The organism is Priestia sp. SB1, from assembly GCF_038898415.1.
The window spans coordinates 235,209-247,614 of record NZ_JBBJSS010000007.1 but is presented as its reverse complement, the minus strand read 5'-3'; the positions used below and the strand labels follow the sequence as shown (position 1 = coordinate 247,614).

The window sequence follows — 12,406 nt, the reverse complement described above, 5'->3', positions numbered from 1 at the left end:
GTTCTTATAAATCCTTGATAGAAACTTTCTTTTGGTTCTTGAACGTTTCACATTCATAAGGTTTCTTATAATTTCGCATGCACAATGAATGAATTGTGATTGTTTATGTGAAAACTTTTAATATTGTACAGTTCAAATTATTTAGAGGGGGAAGTATAGATGACAAAGTATATTTTCGTAACAGGCGGTGTTGTATCATCTCTAGGAAAAGGGATTACAGCAGCTTCTTTAGGCCGTTTATTAAAAAACCGTGGGTTGAACGTAACGATTCAAAAGTTTGATCCATACATTAACGTAGACCCAGGAACAATGAGTCCATACCAACACGGTGAGGTATTCGTAACAGATGACGGCGCGGAAACAGACTTAGACTTAGGTCACTATGAGCGTTTTATCGATATCAACTTAAATCGCTACAGCAATGTAACAACAGGTAAAGTATATTCAACAGTATTGAAAAAAGAGCGTCGCGGTGATTATTTAGGCGGAACAGTTCAGGTTATTCCGCACATCACAAATGAAATTAAAGAACGCGTTTTCCGTGCAGGCAAAGAAACAAACGCAGATGTTGTTATTACTGAAATCGGCGGAACGGTAGGAGATATTGAATCACTTCCTTTCCTAGAGGCTATTCGTCAAATCAAAAGCGATATTGGCCGTGACAACGTTATGTATATTCACTGTACACTTGTGCCATATTTAAAAGCGGCTGGTGAAATGAAAACAAAACCAACACAGCATAGTGTAAAAGAATTACGTAGCTTAGGTATTCAGCCAAACGTGATTGTTGTTCGTACAGAAATGCCAATTTCTGAAGATATGAAAGATAAGCTAGCTTTATTCTGCGACATTGATCCAAAAGCAGTTATTGAGTGTGCAGACGCTGAAACATTATATGAAATTCCACTATCTCTACAAGAGCAGCACTTAGATCAAATCACATGCGATCACTTGAAATTAGATTGCAAAGAGGCAGAAATGACTGAGTGGAAAGCACTTGTTGAGAAAGTAAAAGGACTTTCAAACACAACAAAAATTGCATTAGTTGGTAAGTATGTAGAGCTTCAAGATGCTTATATTTCTGTTGTAGAAGCAATGAAACATGCTGGATATGCATTCGATGCAGATGTAAATATCAAGTGGGTAAATTCTGAATTTGTAACAAAAGAAAATGTTCAAGATTTACTTGGTGATGTAGACGGTATCTTAGTTCCAGGTGGATTTGGGGATCGTGGAATCGAAGGTAAAATTGTGGCAACACAATATGCACGTGAGCAAAAAGTTCCATTCTTAGGTATTTGTTTAGGTATGCAGCTAGCATCAGTTGAGTTTGCACGCAATGTATTAGGATTAGAAGGCGCACATTCAGCAGAAATTGCACCTGAAACAAATTATCCAATTATCGACTTATTACCGGAACAAAAAGACGTAGAAGACTTAGGCGGTACATTACGCTTAGGATTATATCCTTGTAAATTGTCTGAAGATACGCTTGCATATGAAGCATATCAAGATGAAGTGGTGTATGAGCGTCATCGTCACCGCTATGAATTTAACAACGAATATCGCCAGCAAATGGAAGAGAAAGGCTTTATCTTCTCTGGTACAAGCCCGGATGGCCGTTTAGTTGAAATTGTAGAGCTTAAAGACCACCCATGGTTCTTGGCTTCACAATTCCACCCAGAATTCACGTCTCGTCCAACAAGACCGCAACCATTGTTCAAAGAATTTATTCGCGCATCAATGGAGTCAGGCCAAAACAAATAAGTGAAATAAAAACACGCTGTCTTTAGACAGCGTGTTTTTTATTCATATTCTTCTACGATTTCTTTTAATGTAAAAATTAAACCGTAGTACGCGTATAAAGCGACCATCATTGCTGGAAAACCAAATCTTGAGCCGTCTTCTCCAGGAATAAGGGGCTTTAACAATTTTGTATCAATATGAGCATCTGCGAGTGCTGTTAAAGAAGGTTCGGTTATTTCTTTAGGGACAGCAGCAATGCTGACAAATGGAATATCGCGTTTCTTTAAACGTTCAGCTATTTCCACAGCTTTGTGATCTGTTGAAAATCGAGAGACAAGCAGTACGCGATCGACGCTAGTCAGCTGATCCAATTCATGTAAAGGCAAAGGTTTTGCCTGACTTAAAGGTTCTGCACTGCTTAGTGCTTCTAGTGTAACGGCATGCATTTCTTCTACACCATAAATATAGATAAATCCTTCTCCGACAGAGGCCTGTGCTAAAATACGCGCGGCATCTTCAAATTGGAATTCTTCTTGTTCTTCAATTCGTTTAAAAAAACCTGAAAGTTGAGTTGTGAAAATTTTAAGCATAGAATCTCCCTTCGATTTAAGCGGCTAAAGCCGTCTATCTACACATTATAACGAAAAAAGCTATCTGTATTCTATCTTGAAATGAGCTACAATGAAAGTAAAGTGCAATGAAGTTAGATGGATGACAAAAAAAGCTATGTTTTGTAACAATTTCTCTAATTAGCAGGGATTTTTGTTTTAAAGGCGAAATACATATGTTAGTTTTGTCTGTAGAAGAGGAATATAAAAGGTGGGATTATATTGGCAGAGAAAATTTTAATTGTTGATGATCAGTATGGTATACGTATTTTATTAACGGAAGTGCTGCAAAAAGAAGGCTATACGACATTTCAAGCGGCGAACGGCTTCCAGGCGATTGATATTACAAAAGAGCAAGCACCGGATCTTGTCTTATTAGATATGAAAATTCCAGGAATGGATGGAATCGAAATTTTAAAAAGGTTAAAGCAGCACGATGAAACGATTAAAGTCATCATTATGACCGCTTATGGTGAATTGGATATGATTCAAGAAGCAAAAGATCTAGGAGCGTTAACTCACTTTGCAAAACCTTTTGATATTGATGAAATCCGCAAAGTTGTTAGGGAATATATACCAGTAAAGTCGAATTAAGGTTTTGGTAGGGTTTTCATCCTAACAAATTTTGAATATCAGCCTAAAAATGTTGCTGTTTTCATTGTTAGTTGGTATCCTAATTACTGTATTCATAATTCGACAATCTATTATGTAAAGATGCGCGTTGTTTCTACATGAAACACTCAATTCAAGAGCATACTATTTGAGTGTGCCTTTTGGTTAGCATCTAATCTAAGGTTGATTTTAAGGAGGATTTCAATATGCCTTTAGTATCAATGAAAGAAATGCTTATTACAGCAAAAGAACAAGGCTATGCAGTAGGTCAATTTAACTTAAATAACTTAGAGTTTACTCAAGCTATTCTTCAAGCAGCAAAAGAAGAAAACTCTCCAGTTATTCTTGGTGTATCTGAAGGTGCAGCACGCTACATGGGCGGTTTCAAAACTGTTGTAGCAATGGTTGAAGCTCTAATCGAAGATTACGACGTTCAAGTACCAGTTGCAATTCACTTAGACCACGGTTCAAGCTTTGAATCATGTGCAAAAGCAATCCATGCTGGATTCACTTCTGTAATGATCGATGCTTCTCACCACCCATTTGAAGAAAACATTGCAATTACTTCTAAAGTAGTTGAACTAGCTCACTTCCACGGAGTATCTGTAGAAGCAGAACTAGGAACTGTTGGTGGACAAGAAGACGACGTTATTGCTGAGGGTGTTATCTATGCAGATGCTAACGAGTGTGAAGAACTTGTTAACCGTACAGGTATCGATTGCTTAGCTCCAGCATTAGGATCAGTTCACGGACCATACAAAGGTGAACCAAACCTAGGTTTTGCTGAAATGAAAGAAATCGGAGATCGTACAGGCTTACCATTAGTTCTACACGGTGGAACTGGTATTCCAACAAAAGATATCCAAAAATCAGTTTCTTTAGGTACTGCTAAAATCAACGTAAACACTGAAAACCAAATTGCTTCAGCTAAAGCTGTTCGTGAAGTATTAGCTGCGCAACCTGAACAATATGATCCACGTAAATACTTAGGACCTGCTCGCGAAGCAATCAAAGAAACGGTTCAAGGTAAAATGCGTGAATTCGGTTCTTCTAACAAAGCATAATTTGAAATCTTCGGATGGCCTGTTTGCAGTTAGTTGAGTCTGAAAAATAAAACCGTCTTATTTTTATTGTAAGGCGGTTTTATTTTTACTATAATTTTCTTATCATTCTGAATACATAACACAGGGGGATGGCATTCATGAAGTTTTTTATTGATACGGCTAATTTAGACGAGATTAAGGAAGCGCATTCATTAGGTTTGTTAGCGGGGGTTACAACAAATCCTAGTTTAGTAGCTAAAGAGAACATCACGTTTGAAGATCGTCTTCGTGAAATTACAGAGTTCGTTGAAGGATCTGTAAGTGCAGAAGTGATTGCGCTTGATGCAGAAGGCATGATTCGCGAAGGAAAAGAGCTTGCTGCGATTGCGCCGAATATTACAATCAAGGTACCGATGACTCCAGATGGCTTAAAAGCAGTAAAAGAATTTAATAGTTTAGGTATTAAGACAAACGTTACGCTTATTTTCTCAGCTAACCAAGCGTTAATGGCAGCAAGAGCAGGTGCTACTTACGTATCGCCTTTCTTGGGAAGGTTAGACGATATTGGTTTTAATGGCCTCGATTTAATCTCAGATATTGCAGATATTTTTGCAATTCATGACATTCCATCCGAAATTATTGCAGCATCTATTCGTCATCCGATGCACGTAACAGAAGCTGCAAAAAATGGAGCACATATTGCGACAATTCCTTACAAAGTTTTAATGCAATTGTTCAAACATCCGTTAACAAATGCAGGAATTGACCAATTTTTAGCAGATTGGGAAAAACGAAATGTCTAAACATGTATAAATTTGTGTGGCATTTACCATCCTGACAGGTGAATGCCATATTTTTCTTTTATCTTGTCGAAACTATACATGATTTTTTCATTTTCGTGTACACTAGTAGGTAATAGGAAAAATAACCATTCTTTTAGGTATTCTTTGTACCAAAATTTTCCTCAATTACTAGGTGAGAAACTTTCTTTCACTAGAAGGGAGCTATAAATGGAAAAGTTAAAAATACAAGGTGGCTTTACCTTAAGTGGATCCGTCCGCGTCAGTGGTGCTAAAAATAGTGCCGTTGCGCTTATTCCAGCAACAATTTTAGCCGAGTCACCTGTTACAATTGAAGGTCTGCCTGATATTTCAGACGTGCAGTTATTAGGGGATTTAGTTGAAGAAATTGGTGGGAAAGTAACCATTGATAACGACGAATTAACAGTAGATCCATCCGGAATGGTTGCAATGCCTTTACCGAACGGAAAAGTAAAAAAATTACGCGCTTCTTATTATTTAATGGGGGCGATGTTGGGACGCTTTAAAAAAGCGGTAGTTGGTCTTCCAGGAGGCTGTTACCTTGGTCCAAGACCAATCGATCAGCACATTAAAGGCTTTGAAGCTCTTGGTGCGAAAGTAACAAATGAGCAAGGAGCTATTTACATTCGAGCTGATGAACTGATTGGTGCTCGAATTTATTTAGACGTTGTGAGCGTAGGAGCAACAATCAATATCATGCTAGCTGCTGTGAGAGCAAAAGGGCGTACCGTTATCGAGAATGCTGCTAAAGAGCCTGAAATTATCGATGTAGCTACGTTACTGACAAGTATGGGTGCCCGTATTAAAGGTGCAGGGACGGACGTTATTCGAATTGATGGCGTAGATCAATTAAAAGGATGCCGTCATTCCATCATTCCAGACCGAATTGAAGCAGGCACGTATATGATTATGGGAGCGAGTATGGGAAAAGAAGTTGTTGTTGACAACGTTATCCCTCAGCACCTAGAGTCATTAACGGCTAAAATGCGGGAAATGGGTATTCATATCGAAACAAGCTCAGATCAGATTCTCGTAGCGACTCGTCAGCTGTTGAAGCCCGTAGATATTAAAACGTTAGTATATCCAGGTTTTCCAACTGATTTACAGCAGCCATTCACGACGCTTCTAACAAGAGCATCAGGTACAAGCGTTGTGACAGATACAATTTACGGTGCAAGGTTTAAGCATATTGACGAGCTGAGACGAATGAATGCATCTGTTAAGGTAGAAGGACGTTCAGCTATTATTAATGGTCCCATTCACTTACAAGGTGCACGTGTGAAAGCGTCGGACTTACGAGCAGGAGCAGCCCTTGTAACCGCAGGCTTAATGGCCAAAGGGATTACAGAAGTAACGGGTTTAGAGCACATTGACCGAGGTTACAGCCATTTAGTAGACAAGCTATCGGATTTAGGGGCAATGATTTGGCGTGAAGAGATGACTCAAGAAGAAATTGAACAATTTCAAAATTCATAGAGGCAAATTGCACAACAGTCAGGAAAGCAAATTCTAGAAATGAGCCGTTAAATAAGCTACACAGGTGTAGGAACGTTCTTCTATGTCTGTGTAGCTTATATATTTATGAATAGGGTAAATAGATAAAAAGGGGAAGCTAAAAGATAAATTTCACTTCTTATTTTAACGTCCAGTTTATTTCCTTTAATGTGAAATTATGAAAAGGTTTTCCTTGCTTCTCTTAAGCTATTAAATTTCCTTTTTTTTATTCATCTTCTAAAGTAAAAAAAGATTGATTAAAAAGATAGAAAAAGGTTAGAATATAAATTGCTACGTTAAATTTATCAAGATAATATAAATGGTTTTATGTCGGAATTATTCTTCTAAAAGTGTATGGTTAATCAATTGATTCTACTTATTATACTTCAAAGGTTATATTCTCCATTTTCACAGATTTATTCCATCCATATCATCTCTCAATTTTATATTTGAATTTAATATGGGAGGAACGGTTAAAAATTATTCATTATAAAGCGTGGTGTCCTAATGAACTTAACATTATCCAGTTTAGAAAATATGAAATTAAAAGAGCTATATGAACATGCTCGTGAGTATAAAGTTTCGTACTATAGTAAATTAACGAAAAAAGAACTTGTCTTTGCTATTTTAAAGGCTCAAGCTGAACAAGATGGGCTTTTATTTATGGAAGGCGTTCTTGAAATTATTCAGTCAGAAGGATTCGGTTTCTTACGACCAATTAACTATTCACCGAGTTCAGAAGATATTTATATCTCAGCTTCACAAATTCGTCGCTTCGATCTGCGTAATGGAGACAAGGTATCGGGGAAAGTTCGTCCTCCGAAAGAAAATGAGCGCTACTACGGGTTACTGCATGTAGAAGCAGTAAACGGAGAAGACCCAGAAACGTCAAAAGAACGCGTACATTTTCCAGCACTAACCCCGATTTATCCAAATGAGCAAATGCTGCTGGAAACTCAGCCAAGAAGTTTCTCTACGCGTATTATTGACTTGATTTCACCAATTGGATTTGGGCAAAGGGGACTAATTGTTGCGCCGCCAAAGGCAGGTAAAACGATGCTGTTAAAAGAAATTGCCAATAGCATTACAACCAATCATCCTGATGCGGAATTGATTGTTCTTCTTATTGATGAGCGTCCTGAAGAAGTAACGGACATTGAGCGTTCGGTTGACGGTGATGTTGTCAGTTCTACATTTGACGAAGTGCCAGAAAATCACATTAAAGTAGCGGAACTTGTCCTTGAACGTGCGATGAGACTTGTCGAACACAAAAAAGATGTTGTCATTTTGATGGATAGCATTACAAGACTTGCTCGTGCTTATAACTTAGTTATTCCACCGAGCGGTCGTACACTATCAGGGGGTATTGATCCAGCTGCTTTTCATCGTCCAAAACGATTCTTTGGAGCTGCGCGTAACATTGAAGATGGAGGCAGCTTAACCATTCTAGCAACAGCCTTAATTGATACAGGCTCTCGTATGGATGATGTTATTTATGAAGAATTTAAAGGTACAGGTAACATGGAACTGCATCTAGATCGTTCACTAGCTGAAAAACGTATCTTCCCTGCGATTGACATTCGTCGTTCAGGCACACGTAAAGAAGAGCTGTTAATTCCAAAAGAGCATTTAGACCACTTATGGGCAATTCGCAAATCAATGGCAGATGCTCCTGATTTTGCAGAAAAATTCTTAAAACGTTTACGTCAAACAAAGACAAATGAAGAGTTCTTTTCGATGTTAACGGAAGAGAAAAAAACGCTTCTAGCAAATAAACGATAAGTTATAAAACATGTGGTTGCAAAAGCATACAACCCTTGTTATAATTTCATCATGTGTGTTGATAAAGTACACAGTGAAATAGTTATTATTTCATCACTATCTTTATCAATAAACTCTGTTTCAGAATGATTCAGGGCGGAAGGAGATGAAACGAATGAAAACAGGAATTCATCCAAACTATAAAACAGTTATGGTTAAATGTACTTGCGGAAACGAATTTGAAAGTGGTTCTGTAAAAGAAGAGATCCGCGTTGAGACTTGTTCTGAATGTCACCCATTCTACACTGGTCGTCAAAAATTCGCTGAAGCTGGTGGCCGTGTTGATCGCTTCAACAAAAAATACGGTCTTAAATAATCACATTGTCGAAACAAACAGGCAAGTAGCTTAACTTCTTGCCTGTTTTTTTGCTTAAAAAAGTAGAAAAACAGTGTCTGCTTGATAAAAAAGTGGGTACTTTATCATAGGAATAAGATCTACATAGAAGACGTAGATTAAGTTAGTAGCGGTTCGCTCAGAAACGGAACGAGAAGAAGGGAGAGTCCCGCAGTGGTGTACGTAATGAAACAAAGCGGTTGGATAGAAGTAATTTGTGGCAGTATGTTTTCAGGGAAATCAGAAGAGTTGATTCGACGTGTGCGCCGTACGCAGTTTGCTAAACAAAAAGCACAAGTGTTCAAGCCTGCAATTGATAATCGATATAGTGAAGAAGCTGTCGTTTCACATAATGGTACATCTGTTATGGCTTATTCAATCTCAGCATCGCGCGATATTTTAAAGCGAGTAAATGAAGAGACAGACGTAGTAGCGATAGATGAAGTACAGTTTTTTGACACAGATATTTTAGAAATTGTTCAATCTTTAGCAGATCAAGGCTTTCGTGTGATTGTAGCAGGGTTAGACCAAGACTTCAAAGGTGAACCTTTTGGACAAATGCCCCAGTTAATGGCTATTGCAGAATCGGTAACAAAGCTACAGGCCGTATGCGCTTCATGTGGCTCTCCTGCGAGCCGTACGCAGCGTTTGATTAACGGTGAGCCTGCTTCTTATGACGACCCTATTATTTTAGTCGGTGCGTCTGAATCGTACGAACCAAGATGTCGTCATTGCCACGTTGTGCAAAAGTCCAAAGGACAGGCTGTGTCTGTGGACTCAAGCGAAATGGTCGAAAAATAAAGCAAGAATTTTATGATGATAAAAACAGAACGCGCAGTTCTGTTTTTTTGTTCATATACGTGTATTAACAAGGTTTTGACTCTATTTTAAAGCTATACTATAATTACAATGTTATGGATAAAGAATGAGGTGAATGACGTGTTTGATCGTTTAGAAGCGGTAGAGGCGCGCTATGAGAAGTTAAACGAACTTCTGAGTGACCCTGAGATCGTAAACAACCCCTCTAAGTTGAGAGAATATTCGAAGGAACAATCAGATATACAACAAACGGTAGCCGCTTATCAGGAATACAAAGATGTAAAAGAGCAGTTATCAGAAGCGAAAACGATGCTTGAAGATAAGCTTGATGCAGATATGCGCGACATGGTCAAAGAAGAAATTGCCGAGTTAGAAACGCAGCAAGAAGAGCTAGTTGAAAAGCTACGTATTTTATTAATTCCAAAAGATCCAAACGATGATAAAAACGTAATCATGGAGGTTCGTGGAGCGGCTGGTGGAGATGAAGCAGCGTTATTTGCAGCTAATTTGTACCGCATGTATTCTCGTTTTGCTGAATCACAAGGCTGGAAAACAGAAGTAATGGAAGCAACGACTACTGGAGTAGGCGGTTATAAAGAAATTATCTTTATGATTAACGGTAAAGGTGCGTACTCAAAGATGAAATTTGAAAACGGTGCACACCGTGTTCAGCGAGTTCCTGAAACAGAATCAGGCGGTCGTATTCATACATCTACAGCAACGGTAGCATGTCTTCCTGAAGCGGAAGAAGTTGAAGTGGACATTCATGAAAAAGACATCCGTGTAGATACATTTGCTTCAAGTGGACCTGGTGGCCAAAGTGTTAATACGACGATGTCGGCAGTTCGTTTAACACATTTACCAACAAATACAGTGGTATCATGTCAAGATGAAAAGTCTCAAATTAAAAATAAAGAAAAAGCAATGAAAGTATTGCGTGCTCGCGTGTACGACAAATTCCAGCGAGAAGCACAAGCAGAGTACGATGCAACGCGCAAACAAGCAGTTGGATCAGGAGATCGCTCTGAGCGTATCCGTACGTATAATTTCCCGCAAAATCGCGTAACGGACCACCGTATTGGTCTGACGATTCAAAAGCTAGATCAAATCTTAGAAGGCAAGCTTGATGAAATTATCGATGCATTAGTAATGGAAGACCAAGCGCGCCGAATGGAAGATTCGAACTAATGAAAGTATTTGAAGCCCTTAAGTGGGCTTCTTCTTTTTTGAAAGAGGCAAAGCGAGATGAAAACGCGGGAGAACTCTTGCTTCGCCATCACTTACAGATGACGAGAACTCATTTGCTAGGTGCTCTGCAGGAAGAACTAGAAGAAGAAACGCTAAAAAGGTTTGAACAAGATGTCCATGCTCATAAAGCAGGGATGCCTGTACAATATCTCATCGGGACAGAAGAATTTTACGGACGTTCATTTATTGTAAACGAACATGTATTAATTCCAAGACCGGAAACAGAAGAGCTCGTATATGGAATGATTTCTCGAATGAAAAAAGAATTTCAACACCAGTCTATTGAGCTTGTCGATATTGGAACGGGAAGTGGGGCAATTGCTATCACTTTATCGTTGGAGCTTGACAGCGTCAATGTTACAGCAACAGATATAGCTATAGAATCTTTAAATGTAGCCAAGGAGAATGCTCAAAATCTGGACGCTGCTGTCACGTTTATACAGGGAGATTTATTACAACCATTCCTATCATCAAATCAGAAATTTGATGTAATTGTGTCTAATCCGCCTTATATTCCAGCAGATGATGAATTGTCCACAGTGGTAAAAGATCATGAGCCAAATCGAGCTCTTTTTGGTGGAAAAGATGGTCTGGATTTTTATCGACGTTTTATGGAAGAGTTGCCATATGTGACGAAGTCAAACAGTATTATTGGATTTGAGGTCGGGGCCGGACAGACAAAAGATGTAGCTGAGATGCTGCAAAAAACGTTTCCGACAGCTTTTGTAGAATGTGTATATGATATTAATGGAAAAGATCGAATGGTTTTTGCACAACTTCGTGATAACTAAAAAAATCAGAGGGAATGATTTTCCCTTTGGTTTTTGAAAATCATGCATTTTTTTACTAAATTACTAGTTTAAGATATCTTGCTTTCGGCCATACTGTTCCTATGAAAGGGCGGTGGCCGAAATGAAGAAATATGCTATCATTTATTTTATTTTATTAATTATTGGAGCAAATGCTCAACTTATATATACACATAACCAAGTGCAGGCAGATCAGCCTGCAGTCATTCCAGACGAGGCAATTCGACTGCGTATTTTAGCAAACAGCGACGGTGAAAAAGATCAGTACGTAAAACGTCTGATTCGTGACCGTGTGAACGAACAAATTACAGAATGGGTAAAAGATTTAACATCTGTAACTGTAGCTCGAAAAACAATTAAAGAAAATTTGCCAGCGCTTGAGACAATTGCGAAAGAAGTGCTAAAAGAAGAAGGCGTAAATGAATCTGTTCACGTTAAATTCGGAAAAGTAGAGTTTCCTACTAAGTTGTACGGTCAGTTTTTATATCCAGCAGGTGAGTATGAAGCCGTGCTTATTACTCTTGGTAAAGGAGAAGGAGCAAACTGGTGGTGTGTACTATTTCCTCCTTTATGCTTCTTAGATTTTTCAAACGGTGAAGCGGTAAAAGCGCCAGAGCCATCTGAAGAAGAACCAAAGGCAGAAAAAGAAAAACCAGCAGCTTCTGAATTAAAATCTGCAGACAAAACAGATGATACGTCGGCTGAAAGTAAAGAACCCGCAGTGAAGACAGAAATTCAATCTGCAACTATTACATCGGATTCTATTAAGCAGAAAGCTGAGGAACCTTCTCAACCAACGGCATCTTCTAAAGAAGCAGCTGCAAAGGATACAAGCAACACAGCGAAAGAAGACACAAGCGCTAAGGCTGAGAAAAAGGAAAGTAAGGAAGCTGAAAAGTCTGTTTCATCTAAGAAAAAAGCTGATGCTAAATCGAAAGAAGATTCTGTAGAAGTTAAGTTTTTTGTAGTAGAATGGGTATCGTCCGTATTTAATTAATAGAATCATTAAAAATAAAATTCAGTTCTACTTTTTTTAACCATCTCATAGATT

The 12,406-nt window shown here is 38.5% G+C and carries 12 protein-coding genes; 11 read left to right on the top strand and 1 reads right to left on the bottom strand.

Going from position 1 to position 12,406, the window contains the following annotated elements; all coding sequences use genetic code 11:
- Positions 1-159: 159 nt before the first annotated feature.
- The gene (locus tag WKH56_RS25550; RefSeq protein WP_033580393.1) at positions 160-1,767 is read left to right on the top strand and encodes a CTP synthase; all 1,608 of its coding nucleotides are present in this window, start codon (positions 160-162) and stop codon (positions 1,765-1,767) included.
- Between the two features lie 38 nt (positions 1,768-1,805).
- Here WKH56_RS25550 and WKH56_RS25545 read toward each other — a convergent pair whose 3' ends face one another.
- Entirely contained in the window at positions 1,806-2,336 is a 531-nt protein-coding gene (locus WKH56_RS25545) for a DUF2529 family protein (protein ID WP_033580394.1), read from the bottom strand.
- 237 nt (positions 2,337-2,573) lie between these two features.
- On the opposite strand from WKH56_RS25545, the gene WKH56_RS25540 reads away from it, so the two are divergent.
- From WKH56_RS25540 to spoIIR, 10 genes are all read left to right on the top strand, one after another.
- Positions 2,574-2,948 carry a response regulator gene (locus tag WKH56_RS25540; RefSeq protein ID WP_087944205.1) on the top strand — a complete coding sequence of 125 codons (375 nt, stop codon included), beginning with the start codon at positions 2,574-2,576 and terminating at the stop codon, positions 2,946-2,948.
- A 224-nt stretch (positions 2,949-3,172) separates the two neighbouring features.
- Positions 3,173-4,030, top strand: a complete 858-nt coding sequence (locus WKH56_RS25535; RefSeq protein WP_013059826.1) for a class II fructose-bisphosphate aldolase — start codon at positions 3,173-3,175, stop codon at positions 4,028-4,030.
- Between the two features lie 137 nt (positions 4,031-4,167).
- On the top strand, positions 4,168-4,812 hold the full coding sequence (fsa, locus tag WKH56_RS25530) for a fructose-6-phosphate aldolase (RefSeq protein ID WP_063248430.1): 645 nt from the start codon (positions 4,168-4,170) through the stop codon (positions 4,810-4,812).
- 207 nt (positions 4,813-5,019) lie between these two features.
- Positions 5,020-6,306 carry a UDP-N-acetylglucosamine 1-carboxyvinyltransferase gene (locus WKH56_RS25525; RefSeq protein WP_028411974.1) on the top strand — a complete coding sequence of 429 codons (1,287 nt, stop codon included), beginning with the start codon at positions 5,020-5,022 and terminating at the stop codon, positions 6,304-6,306.
- A gap of 525 nt (positions 6,307-6,831) precedes the next feature.
- Positions 6,832-8,106 carry a transcription termination factor Rho gene (gene rho / locus WKH56_RS25520; RefSeq protein ID WP_014457752.1) on the top strand — a complete coding sequence of 425 codons (1,275 nt, stop codon included), beginning with the start codon at positions 6,832-6,834 and terminating at the stop codon, positions 8,104-8,106.
- A gap of 154 nt (positions 8,107-8,260) precedes the next feature.
- Positions 8,261-8,461 (top strand): 50S ribosomal protein L31, encoded by a 201-nt coding sequence (gene rpmE, locus WKH56_RS25515; RefSeq protein WP_013085477.1) that lies wholly within the window; start codon positions 8,261-8,263, stop codon positions 8,459-8,461.
- 204 nt (positions 8,462-8,665) lie between these two features.
- Positions 8,666-9,280, top strand: coding sequence for a thymidine kinase (locus tag WKH56_RS25510; RefSeq protein ID WP_153252841.1), 615 nt, complete (start codon positions 8,666-8,668; stop codon positions 9,278-9,280).
- 138 nt (positions 9,281-9,418) lie between these two features.
- Positions 9,419-10,486 (top strand): peptide chain release factor 1, encoded by a 1,068-nt coding sequence (prfA, locus tag WKH56_RS25505; RefSeq protein WP_013059820.1) that lies wholly within the window; start codon positions 9,419-9,421, stop codon positions 10,484-10,486.
- On the top strand, positions 10,486-11,337 hold the full coding sequence (gene prmC / locus WKH56_RS25500) for a peptide chain release factor N(5)-glutamine methyltransferase (RefSeq protein WP_275210634.1): 852 nt from the start codon (positions 10,486-10,488) through the stop codon (positions 11,335-11,337). Before prfA ends, prmC begins: the two co-directional genes overlap by 1 nt.
- A gap of 121 nt (positions 11,338-11,458) precedes the next feature.
- Positions 11,459-12,352, top strand: coding sequence for a stage II sporulation protein R (spoIIR, locus tag WKH56_RS25495; RefSeq protein WP_310884134.1), 894 nt, complete (start codon positions 11,459-11,461; stop codon positions 12,350-12,352).
- Positions 12,353-12,406: the final 54 nt, after the last annotated feature.